Origin of the sequence: Pseudomonas sp. IT-347P, from assembly GCF_949768005.1 — a bacterium.
Taxonomy (GTDB): domain Bacteria; phylum Pseudomonadota; class Gammaproteobacteria; order Pseudomonadales; family Pseudomonadaceae; genus Aquipseudomonas.
The window spans coordinates 790,552-811,484 of sequence record NZ_CATKPQ010000022.1 but is presented as its reverse complement, the minus strand read 5'-3'; the positions used below and the strand labels follow the sequence as shown (position 1 = coordinate 811,484).

At 60.5% G+C, this 20,933-nt stretch carries 17 protein-coding genes and 1 other RNA gene; 12 read left to right on the top strand and 6 right to left on the bottom strand.

Translation table 11 applies throughout. The features are described from left to right. Positions 1-209: 209 nt before the first annotated feature. From ACM6IV_RS12480 to ffs, 6 genes are all read left to right on the top strand, one after another. Positions 210-869, top strand: coding sequence for a GntR family transcriptional regulator (locus tag ACM6IV_RS12480; protein ID WP_160038949.1), 660 nt, complete (start codon positions 210-212; stop codon positions 867-869). A gap of 2 nt (positions 870-871) precedes the next feature. Beyond that, positions 872-4,360 (top strand): chromosome segregation protein SMC, encoded by a 3,489-nt coding sequence (smc, locus tag ACM6IV_RS12475; RefSeq protein ID WP_414870209.1) that lies wholly within the window; start codon positions 872-874, stop codon positions 4,358-4,360. A 259-nt stretch (positions 4,361-4,619) separates the two neighbouring features. Then, on the top strand, positions 4,620-5,483 hold the full coding sequence (gene zipA, locus ACM6IV_RS12470; RefSeq protein ID WP_194934557.1) for a cell division protein ZipA: 864 nt from the start codon (positions 4,620-4,622) through the stop codon (positions 5,481-5,483). A gap of 122 nt (positions 5,484-5,605) precedes the next feature. Then, positions 5,606-7,963, top strand: a complete 2,358-nt coding sequence (ligA, locus tag ACM6IV_RS12465; protein WP_414870208.1) for an NAD-dependent DNA ligase LigA — start codon at positions 5,606-5,608, stop codon at positions 7,961-7,963. A gap of 87 nt (positions 7,964-8,050) precedes the next feature. After that, complete coding sequence (locus tag ACM6IV_RS12460; protein ID WP_414870207.1) at positions 8,051-9,214, top strand: putative zinc-binding metallopeptidase; 1,164 nt, start codon at positions 8,051-8,053, stop codon at positions 9,212-9,214. Positions 9,215-9,348: 134 nt separating this feature from the next. Then, positions 9,349-9,445: signal recognition particle sRNA small type (gene ffs / locus ACM6IV_RS12455), an RNA gene on the top strand. 196 nt (positions 9,446-9,641) lie between these two features. On the opposite strand, the gene ACM6IV_RS12450 is transcribed toward ffs, so the two are convergent. Beyond that, on the bottom strand, positions 9,642-10,391 hold the full coding sequence (locus ACM6IV_RS12450) for a substrate-binding periplasmic protein (protein ID WP_414870206.1): 750 nt from the start codon (positions 10,389-10,391) through the stop codon (positions 9,642-9,644). A gap of 145 nt (positions 10,392-10,536) precedes the next feature. Between ACM6IV_RS12450 and dnaX the strand changes: the two genes are divergently transcribed. The 5 genes from dnaX to ACM6IV_RS12425 all read left to right on the top strand — a co-directional run bounded on the left by dnaX (position 10,537) and on the right by ACM6IV_RS12425 (position 16,340). Beyond that, positions 10,537-12,624 carry a DNA polymerase III subunit gamma/tau gene (gene dnaX, locus ACM6IV_RS12445; protein WP_414870205.1) on the top strand — a complete coding sequence of 696 codons (2,088 nt, stop codon included), beginning with the start codon at positions 10,537-10,539 and terminating at the stop codon, positions 12,622-12,624. Between the two features lie 68 nt (positions 12,625-12,692). Continuing rightward, positions 12,693-13,031, top strand: coding sequence for a YbaB/EbfC family nucleoid-associated protein (locus ACM6IV_RS12440; protein ID WP_016984747.1), 339 nt, complete (start codon positions 12,693-12,695; stop codon positions 13,029-13,031). Positions 13,032-13,295: 264 nt separating this feature from the next. Next, complete coding sequence (locus ACM6IV_RS12435; RefSeq protein ID WP_414870204.1) at positions 13,296-14,330, top strand: NADP-dependent oxidoreductase; 1,035 nt, start codon at positions 13,296-13,298, stop codon at positions 14,328-14,330. A gap of 66 nt (positions 14,331-14,396) precedes the next feature. Further along, positions 14,397-14,999 (top strand): recombination mediator RecR, encoded by a 603-nt coding sequence (gene recR / locus ACM6IV_RS12430; RefSeq protein ID WP_414870203.1) that lies wholly within the window; start codon positions 14,397-14,399, stop codon positions 14,997-14,999. Between the two features lie 192 nt (positions 15,000-15,191). After that, the gene (locus ACM6IV_RS12425; RefSeq protein ID WP_414870202.1) at positions 15,192-16,340 is read left to right on the top strand and encodes an acyl-CoA dehydrogenase family protein; all 1,149 of its coding nucleotides are present in this window, start codon (positions 15,192-15,194) and stop codon (positions 16,338-16,340) included. A 109-nt stretch (positions 16,341-16,449) separates the two neighbouring features. Here ACM6IV_RS12425 and ACM6IV_RS12420 read toward each other — a convergent pair whose 3' ends face one another. Both ACM6IV_RS12420 and fnr read right to left on the bottom strand, forming a co-directional pair. Next, complete coding sequence (locus ACM6IV_RS12420) at positions 16,450-16,998, bottom strand: adenine phosphoribosyltransferase (RefSeq protein ID WP_038365388.1); 549 nt, start codon at positions 16,996-16,998, stop codon at positions 16,450-16,452. A 78-nt stretch (positions 16,999-17,076) separates the two neighbouring features. After that, positions 17,077-17,811, bottom strand: coding sequence for a fumarate/nitrate reduction transcriptional regulator Fnr (gene fnr / locus ACM6IV_RS12415; protein ID WP_007918332.1), 735 nt, complete (start codon positions 17,809-17,811; stop codon positions 17,077-17,079). Positions 17,812-17,965: 154 nt separating this feature from the next. On the opposite strand from fnr, the gene ACM6IV_RS12410 reads away from it, so the two are divergent. Further along, positions 17,966-18,448 carry a hypothetical protein gene (locus ACM6IV_RS12410; protein ID WP_414870201.1) on the top strand — a complete coding sequence of 161 codons (483 nt, stop codon included), beginning with the start codon at positions 17,966-17,968 and terminating at the stop codon, positions 18,446-18,448. On the opposite strand, the gene hemN is transcribed toward ACM6IV_RS12410, so the two are convergent. The 3 genes from hemN to ccoS all read right to left on the bottom strand — a co-directional run bounded on the left by hemN (position 18,445) and on the right by ccoS (position 20,917). Continuing rightward, a complete protein-coding gene (gene hemN, locus ACM6IV_RS12405) occupies positions 18,445-19,827 on the bottom strand; it encodes an oxygen-independent coproporphyrinogen III oxidase (protein ID WP_414870200.1) in 1,383 nt (460 codons plus the stop codon). The genes ACM6IV_RS12410 and hemN overlap by 4 nt on opposite strands. A 201-nt stretch (positions 19,828-20,028) precedes the next feature. Beyond that, on the bottom strand, positions 20,029-20,712 hold the full coding sequence (locus ACM6IV_RS12400; protein WP_414870199.1) for a sulfite exporter TauE/SafE family protein: 684 nt from the start codon (positions 20,710-20,712) through the stop codon (positions 20,029-20,031). Beyond that, the gene (gene ccoS, locus ACM6IV_RS12395; protein ID WP_077571858.1) at positions 20,705-20,917 is read right to left on the bottom strand and encodes a cbb3-type cytochrome oxidase assembly protein CcoS; all 213 of its coding nucleotides are present in this window, start codon (positions 20,915-20,917) and stop codon (positions 20,705-20,707) included. The genes ACM6IV_RS12400 and ccoS overlap by 8 nt, the downstream gene beginning before the upstream one ends. Positions 20,918-20,933: the final 16 nt, after the last annotated feature.

Genomic DNA, 20,933 nt, shown 5'->3' with positions numbered 1-20,933 from the left:
GACTTTTCGGTCAATGGTTTTCTGACTTAAAGGTCAGGAAAATGCTTTTCGTCGATCGACAACGTGTCTATTCAGTATTGACCCTCATTGGTCACCCTGCTTTTTTGCGGGATTCGTGCCAAAAACCGCTGGGTGGGCACTCCGCCATGACCGTGCATTTGCGCTACACTGCGCCGCTTGTGCAGATCGATAGAGTTTGAAGGACAACCATGACGTTCAAGGCGCCGGACAGCCTCGCCGAGCAAATCGCTCACCACCTCGCCGAACGCATCATTCGTGGCGAAATGAAGCCGGGAGAGCGCATCCAGGAACAGAAGGTCACGCTGGCACTTAATGTCAGCCGCGGCTCGGTCCGCGAAGCCCTGCTGATCCTCGAACGCCGCCACCTGATCGCGATCCTGCCGCGCCGTGGCGCGCACGTCACCGAGCTGACGCCGCACAAGGTACAGAGCCTGTGCACGCTGATGAGCGAGCTGTACATTCTGCTCGGCAACTCGGTGGCCAATGGCTGGCAAGTGCAGTCGGACATGGCGCCGTTCGTGCAGATCCAGCAGCGCCTGACCGCCAGCTACGAGCGTCAGGACATCCGCAGCTTCGTCGACGACAGCTTCGCCGTGATGCGCGCTGCCTATCCGTTCGCCAACAATCCGTACCTGCAAGAGACCGTCGAGAATCTGCAGCCGGCCATGAGCCGCGCTTACTTCCTTGCCCTCGAACAGCGCAAGGCTTCAATGAGTGAGTTCCTCGAACTGTTCGAACGCCTGCTCGCCGCCGTGCTCGCCCGTGATTTGCCGCAGATCCGCATCGTGCTCACGGCTTACGCCCAGCGCAGCTGCGATCTGGTGGTTTCTGCCCTGACGGTTGCCTAAGCGTGCGGCTCAAGTGCATCAAACTGGCGGGATTCAAATCCTTCGTCGACCCGACCACCGTGAACTTCCCCAGTAACATGGCGGCAGTCGTCGGGCCGAACGGTTGCGGCAAGTCGAACATCATCGACGCCGTTCGCTGGGTGATGGGCGAGAGTTCGGCGAAGAACCTCCGTGGCGAATCGATGACCGACGTCATCTTCAACGGTTCGACCAGCCGCAAACCGGTGAGTCAGGCCAGCATCGAGCTGGTCTTCGACAACTCTGACGGCACCTTGCTCGGTGAGTACGCGGCCTACGCCGAGATCTCGATTCGCCGCAAAGTGACCCGCGACAGCCAGACCACCTATTACCTCAACGGCACCAAATGCCGTCGACGCGACATCACCGATATTTTCCTCGGCACCGGCCTCGGCCCGCGCAGCTATTCGATCATCGAGCAGGGGATGATCTCCAAGCTGATCGAATCCAAGCCCGAAGACCTGCGTAATTTCATCGAAGAGGCAGCAGGCATCTCCAAATACAAGGAGCGCCGCCGCGAGACCGAAAACCGCATCCGCCGCACCCACGAAAACCTTGCGCGTCTGACCGACCTGCGCGAAGAGCTGGAGCGCCAACTCGAACGTTTGCACCGCCAGGCCGAAGCGGCAAAGAAGTATCAGGAATTCAAAGCCGAAGAGCGTCAGCTCAAGGCGCAACTGTCGGCCCTGCGCTGGCAGGATCTCAACGATCAGGTCGGTCAGCGCGAGTCGATCATCGGTACCCAGGAAATCAGTTTCGAAGCGCTGGTTGCTGAGCAGCGTAATGCGGATGCGGCCATCGAACGCCTGCGTGACGGTCACCATGACCTGTCTGAACGCTTCAATCTGGTGCAGGGGCGCTTCTATTCGGTCGGCGGTGACATCGCCCGGGTCGAGCAGAGCATCCAGCACGGCCAGCAACGTCTGCGGCAGTTGCAGGACGACTTGAAAGAAGCCGAGCGCGCTCGCCTCGAAACCGAATCGCATCTGGGCCACGACCGCACGTTGCTGCTGACCCTCGGCGAAGAGCTGGACATGCTCACCCCCGAGCAGGAAGTCACCAGCGCCGCCGCCGAAGAAGCCGCCGCTGCGCTGGAAGATTCCGAAGCCGTCATGCATGGCTGGCAGGAGCAGTGGGACGCCTTCAACCTGACCGCCGCCGAACCGCGTCGTCAGGCCGAAGTGCAGCAGTCGCGCATCCAGCAGCTGGAAACCAGCATGGAACGCCTCGCTGATCGGCAAAAGCGTCTCGGCGAAGAGCGCGCGTTGCTCTCGGCCGACCCGGAAGACGCGGCGATCATGGAGCTCAACGAGCAGCTCGCCGAGTCCGAAGCGACCCTCGAAGATCTGCAGACCAGCGAAGAAGCACAAGTCGAAAAACTTGAACAACTGCGCCAGGAGTTGCAGCAAGCGCTGACCGCGCAGCAGCAGGCGCAGGGCGATTTGCAGCGCCTCAACGGTCGCCTGGCGTCCCTTGAAGCCTTGCAGCAAGCCGCGCTCGACCCGGGCACCGGTACCGCCGAATGGTTGAAGGAACACAATCTCGCCGAGCGTCCGCGTCTGGCCGAGGGCTTGAAGGTCGAGGCCGGTTGGGAACTGGCGGTGGAAACCGTGCTCGGCGCCGATCTGCAAGCGGTGCTGGTCGACGATTTCAGCGGTTTTGATCTGTCCGGTTTCACGCAGGGCGATCTGCGTCTGCTCAGCCCGGCCAGCGATGGCGTGCGCGTCGCGGGCAGTTTGCTCGATAAAGTCGACGCACAGATCGATCTGTCGCCGTGGCTCGGTCAGGTCAAACCGGTCGACAGCCTTGAGCAAGCCTTGGCTTTACGCGGGCAGTTGAGTGCTGGCGAGAGCCTGATCAGCCGCGACGGTTACTGGGTCGGCCGCCACTTTCTGCGCGTTCGACGGGCCAGCGAAGCGGAAAGCGGCATGCTCGCCCGTGGCCAGGAAATCGAAGCGCTGCATCTTGAGCGTGAAGAGAAAGAAGCCACGGTCGAGGCCATGGAAACCCGCCTGCAAACCTTGCGCGCGCAACAACGTCAGCAGGAAAACGGTCGCGAACATTTGCGTCGTTTGCTGCAAGACGAAGCACGTCAGCAGGGCGAGCTGAAAGCGCAGCTGTCCGCCGGCAAAGCCAAGGCCGAACAGCTGACGTTGCGTCGTACCCGTCTCGATGAGGAGCTGGTTGAACTCGGCGAACAACGCGAACTCGAGCACGAACAGATCGGCGAAGCGCGCATGCAATTGCAGGAAGCGCTGGATGCCATGGCGCTGGACACCGAGCAGCGCGAGTTGCTGCTGGCCCAGCGCGACAGCCTGCGCGAACGCCTCGACCGCGTGCGTCAGGAAGCGCGGCAACACAAGGATCACGCCCATCAGTTGGCCGTGCGTCTTGGCTCATTGCGTGCGCAGCACGACTCTACGCGTCAGGCGCTGGAGCGGCTGGAAATGCAGGCCGAGCGCCTGACCGAAAAGCGCGAACAGCTGAGTCTGAACTTGGAGGAGGGCGAGGCGCCACTGGAAGAACTGCGTCTGAAGCTCGAAGAACTGCTCGACAAGCGCATGACCGTCGATGAAGAACTGAAAACCGCGCAGATCGCGCTGGAAGACGCCGACCGTGAACTGCGCGACGCGGAAAAGCGCCGGACTCAGGCCGAACAACAGTCGCAGCTGATTCGCGGTCAACTCGAACAGCAACGCATGGAATGGCAAGCCCTGACCGTGCGCCGCAAGGCTTTGCAGGATCAATTGCTCGAAGACGGCTACGATCTCAACGGCGTGCTCGCGACATTGACCGCGCAAGCCAGTGAACGCGAAGCCGAAGAAGAACTCGAACGCATCAACGCGCGGATTCAGCGCCTGGGTGCGATTAACCTGGCAGCCATCGACGAATACACGCAACAATCCGAGCGTAAACGTTATCTGGATGCGCAGGACGCCGATCTGGTCGAAGCGCTGGAGACCCTGGAAAACGTCATTCGCAAGATCGACAAGGAAACCCGCAACCGCTTCAAAGATACCTTTGATCAGATCAATGGCGGTTTACAGGCGCTTTTCCCAAAAGTTTTCGGTGGCGGGCGCGCGTATTTGGAACTGACGGGCGAAGATCTACTCGATACAGGGGTAACGATCATGGCGCAGCCGCCAGGGAAGAAGAACAGCACCATCCATTTGCTCTCCGGCGGGGAGAAAGCCCTGACCGCGCTGGCACTGGTTTTTGCCATCTTCAAATTGAACCCGGCGCCGTTCTGCATGCTTGATGAGGTTGACGCGCCACTGGATGACGCTAACGTTGGACGCTACGCACGCTTGGTCAAAGAGATGTCGCAGACCGTGCAGTTCATCTATATCACCCACAACAAGATCGCCATGGAAATGGCCGAACAGTTGATGGGCGTAACGATGCATGAGCCGGGGTGTTCGCGACTGGTGGCCGTGGATGTCGAGGAGGCGATGGCGATGGTGGACGCCTGAGCCAGCGTGGTGTCGGAAAGGTAATTGAAGGTTGTAGGACTTTTTTACCAGGATCGACTTGCTGGCCAATCGACATATTCACGCAAGCCAATGAGACAGACGGTGTAAAGTTGTCTTTGGTCGTGCTAGTTTAATGTCAATTTTTCGTATACGTGGGCAAAACGCCTGTCAGAACATAGAGTTGGCGCCACGTTTTAAAGCGGTTTGCACAATGTAAACCCCTTATTTTTCAGCATTTTTTATAGAGGCACGGGATTACATGGAAATCGGTCTGCGCGAGTGGCTGATCGTCATCGGCATCATTGTGATAGCCGGTATTCTTTTCGATGGCTGGCGCCGTATGCGCGGCGGCAAGGGAAAACTGAAATTCCGCCTTGACCGAAGTCTGTCCAATCTGCCGGACGAGGACACCAGCGCTGAGCTGTTGGGCCCGGCCCGCGTGCTGGACACCCACAAAGAACCGCAGCTGGACGAACACGATCTGCCGTCGGTGAGCATGCCGGCCCGCGAAGCACGCGAGCCTCGCGAATCCGGCTCGAAACGTGGCAAGCGTGGCAGCAATGGCCCGGCTCAGGGCGATCTGAACCTCGACCTGGATCTGGACGGCGGCCCGAGCTTCAGCAGCCGTGACGACGATTTCGCCGAGGACAGCAAGCCTGCGCCGGCGGTGGCCGACAAGGATCAGCCACAAGCCGAAGAGGTGCTGGTGATCAGCGTGATCTGTCGCGACGCTGCCGGCTTCAAAGGCCCGGCGCTGTTGCAGAACATTCTCGAAAGCGGTCTGCGTTTCGGTGAGATGGATATTTTCCACCGCCACGAAAGCATGGCTGGCAACGGTGAAGTGCTGTTCTCCATGGCCAACGCGGTCAAACCGGGGATCTTCGATCTGGACGATATCGACCATTTCAGCACCCCGGCGGTGAGCTTCTTCCTCGGCTTGCCAGGCCCGCGTCATCCGAAGCAAGCCTTCGACGTGATGGTGGCTGCAGCACGCAAGCTGTCGCAGGAACTGAATGGTGAGCTGAAAGATGACCAGCGCAGCGTCCTGACCGCGCAGACCATCGAGCACTACCGTCAGCGTATCGTCGAGTTCGAACGTCGCGCCCTGACCCAGAAGCGCTGAGTTCGGAGCGCAGTGGTGGCGAGGGAGCAAGCTCCCTCGCCACAATGTCCATAGCCATGAGCTACTGTGATTGAGAAGATTGAGCAGCCTCGGCTGCTCTTTTGCTTTATGAGAGAACACCCATGACCGCCGCCAAAAACCGCATTCTAGAGCTGCGCGCTGAACTCGATCAGCACAACTACCGTTATCACGTCCTCGACGAGCCGAGCATTCCGGATGCCGAGTACGACCGGTTGTTTCACGAGCTCAAAGCGCTGGAAGCGGCCCATCCGGAACTGATAACCAGCGACTCGCCGACCCAGCGCGTCGGCAGCGTGGCGCTGACCGCGTTCACCCAGGTGCGTCACGAAGTGCCGATGCTCAGCCTCGGCAACGCCTTCGAAGAAACCGACATGCGCGAATTCGACCGCCGTGTGGCCGAAGGTCTGGACGTGCCGGCCGGCGATCTGTTCGGTGGGGGCACGGCGGTGGAATACAGCTGCGAGCCAAAACTCGATGGCCTGGCGGTCAGCCTGCTGTATCAGGACGGCGTGCTGGTGCGCGGCGCTACACGCGGCGATGGCACCACCGGCGAAGACATCAGCGTCAACGTACGCACCGTGCGCAACATTCCCCTGAAGCTGCACGGCGAAGGCTGGCCAGCGACCCTGGAAGTGCGCGGTGAAGTGTTTATGTCCAAGGCCGGGTTCGAGCGCCTTAACGCCTCGCAACTGGAAATCGGCGGCAAGACCTTCGCCAACCCGCGCAATGCCGCCGCCGGCAGTTTGCGTCAGCTCGATTCGAAGATCACCGCCAATCGCCCGCTGGAATTCTGCTGCTACGGCATCGGTCAGGTCTCTCACGATATTTCCGATACCCACATCGGCAACCTCAAACAGTTGCAGAAGTGGGGCCTGCCGATCAGCCACGAACTGAAACTGGCCAAGGGCATCGGTGAATGCCTGGACTACTACCGCGACATCGGCGCGCGACGCAACGCGCTGGCTTACGAAATCGACGGTGTGGTGTTCAAAGTCAACAGCATTGCCGATCAGCGTGAACTGGGCTTCCGCGCTCGCGAGCCGCGCTGGGCGATTGCGCACAAATTCCCGGCGATGGAAGAACTCACCGAGCTGCTCGATGTGGAATTCCAGGTAGGCCGCACTGGCGCCGTTACGCCGGTGGCGCGTCTGAAACCGGTGAAAGTGGCCGGTGTGACCGTGGCCAACGCCACGCTGCACAACATGGATGAGGTCGCGCGTCTGGGGCTGATGATCGGCGACACCGTGATCATCCGTCGCGCCGGTGATGTGATTCCGCAAGTGGTGCAAGTGGTCATGGATCGCCGCCCGGAAAACGCGCGCGTGGTGCAGATTCCAGAGAGCTGCCCGGTGTGCGGTTCGCACGTCGAACGCACGCAACTGATCAAGCGCAGCAAGGGCAAGGAAACCGTTAGCGAAGGCGCGGTGTATCGCTGCGTGGGTCGACTGGCCTGTGGTGCGCAACTGAAGCAGGCGATCATTCATTTCGTCTCGCGTCGGGCGATGGACATCGAAGGCTTGGGTGACAAGAGTGTCGAGCAATTGGTCGATGAGGGACTGGTCAGTTCGCCGGCCGATCTGTATGCGCTGAAGTTTGAAGATATTGTCGATCTGGAAGGCTTTGCCGAGGTGTCGAGCAACAAATTGCTGGCGGCCATCGAAGACAGCAAGAAACCGGGGCTGGCGCGTTTCATCTATGCGCTGGGTATTCCCGATGTCGGCGAGGAGACCGCCAAGGTGCTGGCGCGCTCACTCGGTTCTCTGGAGCGCGTGCAGCAGGCGCTGCCGCAAGTACTGACCTACCTGCCGGACGTGGGGCTGGAAGTGGCGCACGAGATCCACAGCTTCTTCGAAGATGCGCATAACCAGCAGGTCATCACCGAGTTGCTCGGTCATGGTTTACAGATTCAGGATCAGGGTGAGCTGGGCGCCGAGTTTGCCGCCAGCACCACGCTTGGGGGCTTTCTCGACAAGCTGCACATTCCCTCGGTCGGTCCGGGCGGCGCGCAAAAACTGGCGGACAAGTTCGGCTCGCTGGAAGCAGTGATGAATGCCGACTGGCTGGACATGCGCCAGGCGTTGCCGGAGAAACAGGCGAATTCGGTTCGCGAGTTTTTTGCGCTGCCTGAACATCGGCAACTGGCTGAGGCATCCGAAAAACAACTGCGCGATTTCGGCATGCACTGGCAGAGCGAGAAGAAGGTTGTTGAAGGCTTGCCGCTGTCCGGGGAAACCTGGGTGTTGACTGGCAAGGTCGAGTTGATGAGCCGTGACGTGGCCAAGGAGCATCTGGAAAGTCTTGGCGCCAAGGTTGCCGGTTCCGTGTCGGCGAAGACTCATTGCGTGGTTGCAGGTCCCGGTGCCGGCTCCAAGCTGACCAAGGCCAACGAGCTGGGCGTGAAGGTGATGGACGAAGAAACCTTCATTGCGTTCCTCAAAACCCACGGCGTCGCCGTTTAAGATCTTTTGACTTATCCCAAACACAGCGCGGGAACGATGTTGTCATGGGAATGATCTAGTCTTGGCAAGCCCCAGGGAGAGATCGCCATGCACCGCTTTTTCGAGCAGCTCAGTTCCCGCATCATCGCGCCGTTCATGGGCGAATCTTCGCGCAACAGCAAAGTCTGGCCGTGCCGCTGCGGCCAGTCGCTATTTTTTCGCAACAGTCAGTGCCTGGCGTGCGGCGCCTTGCTCGGTTATCAGCCGGAAGAAAGTCGGCTGACGTCGCTGCAACCGGGGCCATACGAAGGCACCTGGACGCTCGACGCCGATCCCGACGCCGGACTGTTCCGCCGCTGCGCCAACCTTGATACACCCGCTGCGTGCAACTGGCTGCTGCCGGCCAATGATCATGACAGTCTGTGCGTTGCCTGCAGCCTCAATCGCACCATTCCCGATCTGTCCGATCCGGACAATCCTGAACGCTGGCGCAAGGTTGAAATCGCCAAGCGTCGCCTCGTTGCGCAACTGATCACTCTCGGCCTGCCCGTTATCCCGAAAACCGTCGATGAAGACACCGGACTGGCATTCGATTTCATTGGCGTCGACCTCGAAGGCAACGCGCCGATGACCGGCCACGCCAATGGCCTGATCACCCTCGATATCAAAGAGGCCGACGACGCCCACCGCGAGCAGGTGAGGGCGGCGATGCACGAACCCTATCGCACGCTGCTCGGGCATTTTCGTCATGAGGTCGGTCACTATTACTGGGATCGCCTGATCGCCAACGGCCCGTGGCTCGGCTCATTCCGCAACCTGTTCGGCGACGAACGCGCCAGTTACGCCGAGGCGCTCGATCGCCACTATCAACAAGGCGCACCGCTGGACTGGCCGCAACAATACGTCAGTGCCTACGCAACCATGCACCCGTGGGAAGACTGGGCGGAAACCTGGGCGCATTACCTGCACATGATGGATGCGGTGGACACGGCGCTGGGTTTTGGCATGAGCGCGCGGGAAATGGATTTTGATTACCAGCCGTTTCCCCCCAGCACGCTGTACGACCCGGAGCATCCCGGCGGCGAGGCGTTCCTGTCCTTCGTCAACGCGTGGATTGAACTGGCCGGCATGCTCAATGAACTGTCACGCAGCATGGGCCAGCCGGATTTCTACCCGTTCGTGCTGCCGGCACCGGCAATTGCCAAACTGCACTTCATTCATCTGGTGATTCAGCAGGCGGGCGGCAGGGCGGATGAGGTTCTGGCCCTTTAGAAGCTGCTGCAAGCTGCGATCTTTATGTCCTTGAAGCGATTCATGTTTTTAATCTGCAACCAACGGTTGTAACTTCATCTCAGACAGGTACAATGGCGCGGCTCGCCGACAGGCAAGCATCGTTATGGTGACCCCATCGGTCCCCCCGCAACGATTACCCGTGAACCTGGTCAGAGCCGGAAGGCAGCAGCCACAGCGGGAACATTGTGTGCCGGGGTGTGGCTGGTGGGGTTACCACCTTAACGAACAACCGAACGCTTCAAACAGAACTGCATGGGTTTCGCCCACTGCGGTTTTTTTGTGTCTGCGATTTATGAATCCGACACAACTCCCCTGTAGGATCGAGCCTGCTCGCGATGGCGTCGTGCCTGCAAACAATGAATTGACTGACACACCGCCATCGCGAGCAGGCTCACTCCTACAGGGGTTATGGGGTGGCTTCAGAGGACCCGGTATACAGCCGGATAATCTCATCAATCTCCCCCGACATTTTCATCCGCAGCAACGTGCGCAATATCCGCTGCACCGGCACCTTCGGATCATTCCTCACATAACAACCCACCTTCTGCTCCTGCAGCACCGCGACCCCTTGCAGTTGCTGGTCAGGTAGCAAGCGCTGGTTGAACCAGTCCAGCGTCCACTGATTGCTCACCGCATAGCGATAACGCCCGGCCAACAGCTTCTCCAGCACCTGCTCCTGATTGCGCGCATCTTCACGTTGCAGTCGGTCTGCATCGAACAGCGGTTGCAGGGTGGGGTAGGTGTAGCCAAGAACGGTGCCGATGGACTGGCGGGGCAGGTGCGCGGGGTCAGTGCTGGCCGGTTGATCCTTGCGGCTGATCAATAGATCGCGCTGGAAGAACAGCGGAAGACTCCAGATGTAATCCCCCGACTGATTCGGCAGCCATGACTGTGCGGCATAGCAGCGCACGTCGATCTCGCCGTGTTCCATGGCGGTTTGTACGCGGGCGCGGGGCAGGACGTGAAACTCGGCCGGTACGCCGACCTGCGTCGCCAGGCTGAGCAACAGGTCGTAGAGGATGCCCTGGGTCGGGCGACCGCGTTCGTATTGCACCATGGGCATGGCCCAGCTGTCGGGCATGGCGAAACGCAACGGGGCTTGCGCGGCCGTCACGTTCAGGCTGATTCCCAGCAACGCCCCCACGGCCCACCGCATAAATGCTCCGGTAATTCCCGCTCCCGAGCCGATAAACGCCTCTGCTCATGCAGCTTAGCCATATTAGACGAGGACACCGGATGCAATTTTGCCCTTGCTCCGCTAGCATTAGCCGCTTCAGCTTCCTTCGTTGCGACGGTTTTCGATGAGTTATCAGGTTCTTGCACGTAAATGGCGTCCGCGCTCGTTCCGCGAAATGGTCGGCCAGACCCATGTGCTCAAGGCTCTGATCAATGCCTTGGACAGCCAGCGGCTGCACCACGCGTACCTGTTCACCGGCACGCGCGGGGTGGGTAAAACCACGATTGCGCGGATCATTGCCAAATGCCTGAACTGTGAGACAGGTATCACTTCCAGCCCGTGCGGCGAGTGTTCGGTGTGCCGTGAGATCGATGAAGGGCGCTTTGTCGACCTGATCGAGATCGACGCCGCGAGCCGCACCAAGGTCGAAGACACCCGCGAACTGCTCGACAACGTGCAGTACGCCCCGAGCCGTGGGCGCTTCAAGGTCTACCTGATCGACGAAGTGCACATGCTCTCCAGCCATTCCTTCAATGCGCTGCTGAAAACCCTTGAAGAGCCGCCGCCGTACGTCAAGTTCATCCTCGCGACCACGGATCCGCAGAAACTTCCGGCAACGATTTTGTCGCGCTGCCTGCAGTTCTCGCTGAAGAACATGACGCCGGAGCGTGTGGTCGAGCATTTGACCCACGTACTGACCGCCGAAAACGTGCCGTTCGAAGACGATGCGCTGTGGTTGCTCGGTCGCGCTGCTGACGGCTCGATGCGAGACGCCATGAGCCTGACCGATCAGGCGATTGCTTTCGGTGAAGGCAAGGTGCTGGCCACCGACGTGCGGGCGATGCTCGGCACGCTGGATCACGGTCAGGTCTACGACGTCCTGCATTCATTGATCGAAGGCGACGCCAAGGCGTTGCTCGAAGCGGTGCGCCACCTGGCCGAACAAGGCCCGGACTGGAACGGCGTGCTCTCGGAAATTCTCAACGTATTGCACCGCGTGGCCATCGCTCAGGCGTTGCCGGAAGGTGTCGACAACGGGCACGGCGATCGCGATCGCGTGTTGGCCCTGGCGCAGGCCTTGCCGGCCGAAGATGTGCAGTTCTATTACCAGATGGGCCTGATCGGTCGCCGCGATTTACCGCTGGCGCCAGACCCGCGCGGTGGCTTCGAAATGGTCCTGCTGCGGATGCTCGCCTTCCGGCCCGCCGACACCGCGGACGCCCCGAGGCAACCGCTAAAGCCAGTGGGGATCAGCCAGGCCACAGTTGATTCCGCAAACTCAGTGGCTGCCGCGCCCAAACCTGCGCCGGTAGTCGCTGCGGCGGTTGCGCCGGCACCAGCGCCGGCACCTGCTGCAACCCCGGCATTGGCTCCCGAGCCTGCACCGGTTGCCGCGCCAGAACCTGAATCTGAACCCGTGCCGGTTGTCGCTGAAGCAGTCGTCGACCTGCCGTGGAATGACCCGGTGGAACCCGAGGCTGAACCCGAGCCTGCGCAGCAACCCGCCGTCGAGCCGGTGCTGGAAACCACCGCCGAGCAACCCGAGTTGCCGCCGATGCCGCTGCCGACCCCGGACAGCGTCGTCCCGGAGGCACCTGAGTGGGCTGCCGCGCCGATTCCCGAGCCGTCGGTCGCCGACGTCGATGCCGCCACCCCGGGCATCGACCTGGATGACGAGCCACCGCTGGACGAGGACTACATCGAGCCGGACATGGATTCGGCCTACAGTTACCTCGATGAATTGGCCAGCGAGCACGCCGCCGAGCCAGCCCCGGAGCCCGAGCCAGAACCGGCTGCGGCGCCGGCCACTGGTCTGGCGCTGCAATGGCTGGAGCTGTTTCCGAAACTGCCGATTTCCGGCATGACCGGCAGTATTGCCGCCAACTGCACGTTGATTGCCGTTGATGGCGACCATTGGCTGATGCACCTCGATCCGGCACACAGCGCTTTGTTCAACGCCACGCAACAGCGCCGTCTCAACGATGCGTTGAACCAGTTCCACGGTCGCACGCTGAGCCTGACCATCGAACTGATCAAGCCCGAGCAGGAAACGCCGGCGCAAGCCGCTTCCCGTCGGCGTGCCAACCGACAGCGCGAGGCGGAAGAGTCGATCCACGGCGATCCGTTCATCCAGCAAATGGTTCAGCAGTTCGGCGCGGTGGTGCGACACGATACTATTGAACCTGTCGACGCCTTGGTCGCCCAAGGCTAATAACTGAAGGTGCTCGGCTAAACTTTGCCGGGCGCTGTTTTGATCCAAGTACTTTTGAGGTGATTCCCATGATGAAAGGTGGCATGGCCGGCCTGATGAAGCAGGCGCAGCAGATGCAGGAAAAAATGGCCAAGATGCAGGAAGAACTGGCCAACGCCGAAGTCACCGGTAAGGCCGGCGGCGATATGGTCACCGTGGTGATGACCGGTCGTCACGACGTCAAAAGCGTGAGCATCGACCCAAGCCTGGTCGAAGGCATGAGCGAAGACGATAAAGAGATGCTGGAAGCGGTCATTGCCTCCGCCGTCAACGACGCAGTGCGCAAGATCGAAAAGAACAGCCAGGACAAAATGGGCAACATGACCGCCGGCATGAACCTGCCAGCGGGTATGAAACTGCCATTCTGATTCGCCATTCGGCGGCAGATGAGCTACACAAAATGCCAGGCCTTGCGCCTGGCATTTTTGTTTCTGGCCCAGGGAGGTGCGGTGTCTGTGAGGCCGCCTTCGCGAACAGGCTCGCTCCCACATTTGGAATGCATTCCCCTGTGGGAGCTAGCCTGCTAGCGATTGAATCCACCTCGGTTCACCTGAATAAACATCGAACGCGCAAAAGCCTCAACGGTCTGCTCCCTATACCCGCTGAATTCACTATTCACAGGAGACGCTGACATGTCCGACCCTCTTACCCTCAATCAACGCTTCGTCCTCGCCTCGCGCCCGGTGGGCGCGCCGACCCCGGAAAATTTCCGCCTCGAGCGTGAAGCCTTGCCGGATCTGCAGGACGGTGAAGTACTGCTGAAAACCCTGTACCTGTCCCTCGATCCCTACATGCGCGGACGCATGAGCGATGCACCGTCCTACGCCGCGCCGGTACAAATCGGCGAAGTGATGACCGGCGGCGCGGTCAGCCGCGTCGAAGATTCACGCCATCCGAAATTCCATAAAGGCGATCTGGTGGTCGGCGCCACCGGTTGGCAGAGCCACAGCATCAGCGACGGGCGCAATATCATTCCGATCCCGGCCGGGCTGCCGAGCCCGTCGATGGCCCTCGGTGTGCTGGGCATGCCGGGCATGACCGCCTACATGGGCCTGATGGACATCGGTCAGCCGAAAGAAGGCGAAACCCTGGTAGTGGCAGCGGCGTCCGGTGCGGTGGGTTCGGTGGTCGGCCAGGTGGCGAAGATCAAAGGCCTGCGCGCGGTCGGTGTGGCCGGCGGTGCCGAGAAGTGCAAATACGTGGTCGAGGAGCTGGGTTTCGATGCCTGCATCGATCACAAGGCTGCGGATTTCGCCGAACAATTGGCCAAGGCTTGCCCTGATGGCATCGACATCTATTACGAGAACGTCGGTGGTCATGTGTTCGATGCCGTGGTGCCGTTGCTCAATGCCAAGGCGCGCATCCCGCTGTGCGGTCTGATCGCCGGTTACAACGCCTCCGAAGCGCCGAAAGGCCCGGATCGCCTACCGATGCTGCAACGCACACTGTTGACCAAGCGTGTGCGTATTCAGGGCTTTATCGTGTTTGATGATTACGGTGATCGTCAGCCGGAATTCATCAGCCACATGGTGCCGTGGGTGCGCGATGGCAAGGTGAAATTCCGCGAAGACGTGGTGGAAGGCCTGGAGCAGGCGCCCGAGGCGTTTATCGGTCTGCTGGAGGGGCGCAACTTCGGCAAACTGGTGGTGAAGGTCGCCCAGGACTGAGTATTTGACGCTGGCCAGAGGCGCGGGTATAAACCGCGTCTCGTTGTTTTGTCGGACTTTTTACCCATGAGCTTCAGCCCTTTGATTCGCCAACTGATCGACGCCTTGCGCACTTTGCCGGGCGTGGGTCAGAAAACCGCCCAGCGTATGGCGTTGCAGATGCTCGAGCGTGACCGCAGCGGCGGCTTGCGTCTGGCCCAGGCCCTGAGCCAGGCCATGGAAGGGGTCGGGCACTGCCGCCAGTGCCGCACGCTGACCGAAGACGATCTGTGCCCGCAATGCGCCGATACCCGCCGCGATGACACGTTGCTGTGCGTGGTGGAAGGGCCGATGGATGTGTATGCGGTCGAGCAGACCGGCTTCCGGGGACGCTACTTTGTGCTCAAGGGGCATTTGTCGCCGCTCGATGGCCTCGGGCCGGAGGCCATCGGTATTCCGCAATTGATGGCGCGAATTGAAGAGGCGGGCACGTTCACCGAAGTCATCCTCGCGACCAATCCGACGGTTGAGGGTGAGGCGACGGCGCATTACATCGCTCAGCTGTTGAGCAACAAAGGCCTGATCGCCTCGCGGATTGCTCACGGCGTGCCATTGGGCGGTGAGCTGGAGCTGGTCGATGGTGGCACGCTGGCGCATTCGTTTGCCGGGCGTAAACCGATCGCTCTTTGAATTTGCAGCGCCTGAGTTGACGCCTTCGCGAGCAAGCTCGCTCCCACATTGGTTTTGTGTCGTTCACAAATCGCCTGTGGGAGCGAGCTTGCTCGCGAATGGTTCTCCTCGGTCTATCTGATTCACACAATTGAGTTGAAAACCAAGCAAGCGCTCGGTTAAGTTCGGCGAACCCTTCCGTGGAGCTCGCCCATGCCTGCCTTTCAGGAATACTTCGATCCCAGCCACCAACTGGTCCGCGACAGCGTCAGACGTTTCGTCGAACGCGAGATCCTGCCGGACATCGACCAGTGGGAAGAAGCCGAAAGCTTCCCCCGCGAGCTGTACCTGAAGGCTGGCGCGGCAGGTATCCTCGGCATTGGCTATCCCGAGGCGCTGGGAGGCAGCCATGAAGGCGATCTGTTCGCCAAGGTCGCCGCCAGTGAAGAGTTGATGCGTTGCGGCTCAGGCGGGCTTGTGGCGGGGCTGGGCTCGCTGGATATCGGCCTGCCACCGATCGTCAAATGGGCGCGTCCCGAAGTGCGTGATCGCGTCGTGCCGCAAGTGCTCTGCGGCGAGAAGATCAGCGCCCTGGCGGTCACCGAGCCGGGCGGCGGCTCTGACGTCGCCAACCTGCAGACTCGCGCCGTGCGTGACGGCGACGTCTATCGCGTCAGCGGCAGCAAAACCTTTATCACCAGCGGCGTTCGTGCGGATTTCTACACCGTGGCGGTGCGTACCGGTGCGCCGGGGTTTGCCGGTATCAGCCTGCTGCTGATCGAGAAGGGCACGCCGGGTTTCGCCGTCGGTCGTCAGTTAAAGAAAATGGGCTGGTGGGCGTCGGACACGGCTGAATTGTTCTTCGACGACTGCCGCGTGCCTGTAGGAAACCTGATCGGCGCCGAGAACATGGGCTTCGCCTGCATCATGGGCAATTTCCAGAGCGAACGGCTGGCCCTGGCGCTGATGGCCAACATGACCTCGCAGCTCGCACTGGAAGAGAGCCTCAAGTGGGCGCGCGAGCGCGAAGCGTTCGGCAAGCCGATCGGCAAGTTTCAGGTGATCAAACATCGGTTGGCGGAGATGGCCACGGCGCTGGAAGTGTCGCGGGAGTTCACTTACCGGCAAGCGGCGAAAATGGCGGCGGGGCAGAGTGTGATCAAGGAGATTTCCATGGCGAAGAATTTTGCCACGGACACCTCGGACCGCATCACCACGGAGGCGGTGCAGATTCTCGGTGGACTGGGTTATATGCGCGAGAGTCTGGTGGAGCGGCTGTATCGGGATAACCGCCTCTTGTCGATTGGCGGCGGGACGCGGGAGGTGATGAACGAGATCATCAGCAAGCAGATGGGGCTTTAGGCTTGCGGTGAGGCTGCCGGCCCCTTCGCGAGCAAGCTCGCTCCCACAGTTGGAATGCGTTCTCCTGTGGGAGCGAGCTTGCTCGCGATGGCGGCCTGAAGGGCGCTACTTACTTGTCGGTCAACGCAAACTGCGTCAGGCAGAAGGTAGGAATACCCATGTCTTCAAGACGCTGTGAGCCATTCAACTCAGGCAAATCAATAATCGCCGCCGCTTCGTGCACCCGCGCACCCATGCGGCGAATCAGGTTGGCCGCTGCAATCAACGTCCCGCCCGTGGCAATCAAATCATCGAACATCACCACTGAATCGCCTTCACACAGGCTGTCGGCGTGCACTTCCAGAAACGCTTCGCCGTACTCGGTCGCGTAGCCTTCAGCCAGCACGTCCGCCGGCAGTTTGCCTTGCTTGCGGAACAGCACCAGCGGTTTGTTCAATTGATAGGCCAGCACCGAGCCGATCAGGAAGCCACGGGCATCCATTGCGCCGATGTGGGTGAAGTCGGCTTCGACGTAGCGGTGGGCGAAGCTGTCCATCACCAGGCGCAGGGCCGTTGGCGATTGAAACAGCGGGGTGATGTCGCGAAAGATCACGCCCGGTTTCGGGAAGTCGATCACAGGGCGGATAAGCGATTTGATGTCGAAGGAGTCGAAGACCATCGTCGAGGTGTCCTGGCAGGGCTGCAAACGGCGCAGTATACCCGCGGCTGAAACGCTTCGCTCAACCGCGGATCGAGATCAGCCTTCGATCGAGCCACCGGCCAGCGCACACAACTGGATCGGGTCGAGGATATGAATCTCTTTGCCCTCGGCGGCGATCAGTTCGTTCTGCTGGAAGCGGGTGAACACGCGGGACACGGTTTCCACGGCCAGACCGAGGTAGTTACCGATTTCATTGCGCGACATGCTCAGGCGGAACTGGTTGGCGGAGAAACCGCGAGCGCGGAAGCGGGCCGAGAGGTTGACCAGAAATGTGGCGATGCGCTCGTCAGCGGTTTTCTTCGACAACAGCAACATCATTTGCTGGTCGTCGCGGATTTCCCGGCTCATCACGCGCATCAATTGGCGACGCAGTTGCGGCAATTGCAGGGCCAGTTCGTCGAGGCGTTCGAAGGGGATTTCACACACCGATGTGGTTTCCAGCGCCTGGGCGGATACCGGGTGTTTCTCGGTGTCCATGCCGGACAGACCGACCAGTTCGCTCGGCAGGTGGAAACCGGTGAGCTGTTCTTCGCCGCTGTCGCTCAGGCTGAAGGTCTTCAGGGCGCCGGAGCGTACTGCATAAACGGAATCGAACGTGTCGCCCTGACGGAACAGGAACTCGCCCTTTTTCAGCGGGCGGCCGCGTTTAACGATTTCGTCCAGCGCATCCATGTCTTCCAGATTCAGAGAAAGTGGCAGGCAGAGAGGGGCCAGGCTGCAATCCTTGCAATGGGCCTGGTTGTGAGCGCGCAGTTTAACTGGCTCGGACATTTCTTTAATCCTTGTGGGAAAACACACATAAGCCGTAAGGGTAACCCACGGGAGGACATTCAGGCCAGTCTGGGGCGACTTTGCCCTACAGGCGTAAAGCCGCAGGGTCTGCAGCCGATAAACAGGTATCAAAGTGCCTACAAGGAACGATTCGATGGCCGCCATTGGTGCATTGGGCCCCGGTAGCAATGACGTTACAGCAATACCGGAAACGTTTAAGACTGCGTCTGGCAATGCACAGGATCCAGGTTCGCCCGAAGAGGCAACCCCGACCTTGGTCGAGGGTGTCAAAGTGTCGCTGTCCGGTGCATCGATTGCGAAATCTGCCAGTGTCGGTGGCGAAAACAGCGACATCGAGAGCAGCGGCTTGCCCGAGAACATCCAGCAATTGCTGAAGATGATCCGCAAACTGCAAAAACAGATTGCCGAGAAAAAGGCGCTTATCGAAGCTGTCATGGCCGACAAGCGCCTGTCCAACGAAGAAAAGATCATCAAGGCCGCTGCACTGCGAGGCGCCATCGCCGCGTTGAATACCGGTCTGATCTCGGCCAATCTGGCGTTGTCCAAAGTGGTCGGGCAGTCGGGGCTGAGCGCGGATCAGAACCTGAGCGTCGGTTCGCTGCTGACGAAAAACTAAATCACCCGCGAGAAACGCTGGCGGTTCTGCTGTTCCAGGTACGCATCGAACACCATGCACACCGAGCGCACCAGCAGCCGCCCCGCCGACAACACGGCGATCCGCTCGCGATCCAGTGCAATCAGGCCATCGCTGGCCATGCCTTGCAGCTGCGGCCACAGCGCGCCGAAATAGCCCTGAAAATCGATGTTGAACTGTTGCTCGATCACGGCGAACTCCAGGCTGAAATTGCAGATCAGCTGCTGGATCACCGCTCGGCGCAAGCGATCATCGGCATTGCACACCAGGCCCCGGCTGGTCGCCAGTTGCGCGGCGGCGAGGGTGTTCTGGTACTCGTTGAGGTCGCTGCTGTTCTGGCAGTACAGATCGCCAATCTGGCTGATGGCCGACACGCCCAACCCGATCAAATCGCAATGGCCATGAGTGGTGTAACCCTGGAAATTGCGTTGCAGGGTTTCTTCTTCCTGAGCAATGGCCAGTTCATCGTCGGGCAGGGCGAAGTGATCCATGCCGATGTAACGATAGCCAGCGGCGGTGAGCTGTTCGATGGTGCGCTCGAGCATTTCCAGTTTCTGCGCAGGCTCAGGCAATTCATGGCCATTGATCCGCCGCTGCGGCATGAACCGCTCCGGCAGGTGCGCATAGTTGAACACCGAGAGCCGGTCCGGTTGCAGGCTGATGACCTCGTCAACGGTGCGGGCGAAATTCTCCGGGGTCTGCTTGGGCAAGCCGTAGATCAAGTCGATATTGATCGAGCGAAATTGCAGGGTGCGCGCGGCATCGATCACCGCGCGAGTTTCTTCCAGACTCTGCAGGCGATTGACCGCGCGCTGCACCGCCGGATCAAGGTCTTGCAGGCCGATGCTGACCCGGTTGAAACCGAGTTCGCGTAGCAGGCCCATGGTCGACCAGTCGGCTTCGCGCGGGTCGATCTCGATGCCGTAATCGCCGGAATCGTCATCCAGCAGATTGAAGTGCTTGCGCAGGTGCGCCATCAACTGGCGCAGTTCGTCATGGCTGAGGAAGGTCGGGGTGCCACCGCCAAAGTGCAGTTGCTCGACTTTCTGTGCCGGGTCGAGGTGGCAGGCGATCAACTGGATTTCCTGTTCCAGCCGTTGCAGGTAGGGCAGGGCGCGACCACGGTCCTTGGTGATGACCTTGTTGCAGGCGCAGTAGTAGCAAATGTTCGCGCAAAACGGCACGTGCACGTAAAGCGACAGCGGACGCAGGGCCTTGCGGCTGTCGCGCAGAGCGTGGAACAGATCGAATGTGCCGACCTGACTGTGAAATTGCACGGCCGTCGGGTACGAGGTGTAGCGCGGCCCCGCCAGGTCGTAGCGGCGGATCAGATCAGTGTCCCAACGAATGGCGTCGAGCATGCGGGCATTCCCCCGGGTAGGCTGGCAGTGTGAGCGAGTCTATCGGGGTGCGGCGATGGGGCTGTTGATTTGCATCAACGGGGAGGAGGTGTGTTGATCATGCAGGCCTCTTCGCGAGCAAGCTCGCTCCCACAGGGGATTTGTGTAGCACCACCGATCCAGTGTGGGAGCGAGCTTGCTCGCGAAGGCCGCGCTGCCTATTTAATGCCCCATCAACCAATGCTGATGCGGGCCAGGAAGGGTCCAGACCCCGAACAGGATCACCAGCAATCCACCGGCCATGCGCACGCTGCGTTTGCGCAAAATGGCGGTGACGCGTTCTGCCGCAAGGCCGGTGGCGAGCAACACTGGCCAGGTGCCCAGGCCGAAGGCGAGCATCAACAACGCACTGTCCAGCGCATTGCCCTGACTCGCCGACCACAACAACGTGCTGTAAACCAACCCACAGGGCAGCCAGCCCCACAACGCGCCAAGCAGCAGTGCGCGCGGCAGACTCGACACCGGCAACAAGCGGTTAGCCACTGGCTGAATGTAGCGCCACAACCCGCGACCCAAACTTTCAATGCGCGTCAGTCCGCTCCACCAGCCGGCCAGATACAAACCCATGGCGATCAGCAATAACCCGGCCAGCACGCGCATGAACAACGCCGCCGGACTGTTGGCCACCGCCCAGCCTGCCAGACCGATCAGCAGGCCTGCCGTGGCATAGCTGAGGATCCGCCCAAGGTTGTACGCCAGCAGCAGACGAAAGCGCCGACTGCGCTGTTCCTTGGGAATGGCCAGGGTCAGCGCGCCCATCAAACCGCCGCACATGCCCAGGCAATGACCGCCACCGAGCAGGCCGAGGATCAATGCCGATACCAGCAGTGGCGCCAGTTCAAGCATGGGGTGGGGCCTTGTCGTCCGGTTTGCTGGCGTTGGCTTCGTCGACTGCGGCGGTGTGGTTCGGATCCTGATCGTCGAAAAGGATGCTGTGCGCCGGGCCGTCGAGGTCGTCGTACTGACCGCTGTCCACCGCCCAGAAGAAAATGTAAACGGCGATGGCCACGATCAGCAAAGCGGCCGGGATCATCACGTAGAGAGCTGGCATCTGTACTCCAGGCCCG

Bases quoted from the DNA above. Each gene is read 5' to 3' on its own strand.
- ACM6IV_RS12480 (WP_160038949.1), top strand. From the start codon at position 210: ATGACGTTCAAGGCGCCGGACAGCCTCGCCGAGCAAATCGCTCACCAC.
- zipA (WP_194934557.1), top strand. From the start codon at position 4,620: ATGGAAATCGGTCTGCGCGAGTGGCTGATCGTCATCGGCATCATTGTG.
- ligA (WP_414870208.1), top strand. From the start codon at position 5,606: ATGACCGCCGCCAAAAACCGCATTCTAGAGCTGCGCGCTGAACTCGAT.
- ACM6IV_RS12460 (WP_414870207.1), top strand. From the start codon at position 8,051: ATGCACCGCTTTTTCGAGCAGCTCAGTTCCCGCATCATCGCGCCGTTC.
- ACM6IV_RS12450 (WP_414870206.1), bottom strand. From the start codon at position 10,391: ATGCGGTGGGCCGTGGGGGCGTTGCTGGGAATCAGCCTGAACGTGACG.
- dnaX (WP_414870205.1), top strand. From the start codon at position 10,537: ATGAGTTATCAGGTTCTTGCACGTAAATGGCGTCCGCGCTCGTTCCGC.
- ACM6IV_RS12440 (WP_016984747.1), top strand. From the start codon at position 12,693: ATGATGAAAGGTGGCATGGCCGGCCTGATGAAGCAGGCGCAGCAGATG.
- ACM6IV_RS12435 (WP_414870204.1), top strand. From the start codon at position 13,296: ATGTCCGACCCTCTTACCCTCAATCAACGCTTCGTCCTCGCCTCGCGC.
- recR (WP_414870203.1), top strand. From the start codon at position 14,397: ATGAGCTTCAGCCCTTTGATTCGCCAACTGATCGACGCCTTGCGCACT.
- ACM6IV_RS12425 (WP_414870202.1), top strand. From the start codon at position 15,192: ATGCCTGCCTTTCAGGAATACTTCGATCCCAGCCACCAACTGGTCCGC.
- ACM6IV_RS12420 (WP_038365388.1), bottom strand. From the start codon at position 16,998: ATGGTCTTCGACTCCTTCGACATCAAATCGCTTATCCGCCCTGTGATC.
- fnr (WP_007918332.1), bottom strand. From the start codon at position 17,811: ATGTCCGAGCCAGTTAAACTGCGCGCTCACAACCAGGCCCATTGCAAG.
- ACM6IV_RS12410 (WP_414870201.1), top strand. From the start codon at position 17,966: ATGGCCGCCATTGGTGCATTGGGCCCCGGTAGCAATGACGTTACAGCA.
- hemN (WP_414870200.1), bottom strand. From the start codon at position 19,827: ATGCTCGACGCCATTCGTTGGGACACTGATCTGATCCGCCGCTACGAC.
- ACM6IV_RS12400 (WP_414870199.1), bottom strand. From the start codon at position 20,712: ATGCTTGAACTGGCGCCACTGCTGGTATCGGCATTGATCCTCGGCCTG.
- ccoS (WP_077571858.1), bottom strand. From the start codon at position 20,917: ATGCCAGCTCTCTACGTGATGATCCCGGCCGCTTTGCTGATCGTGGCC.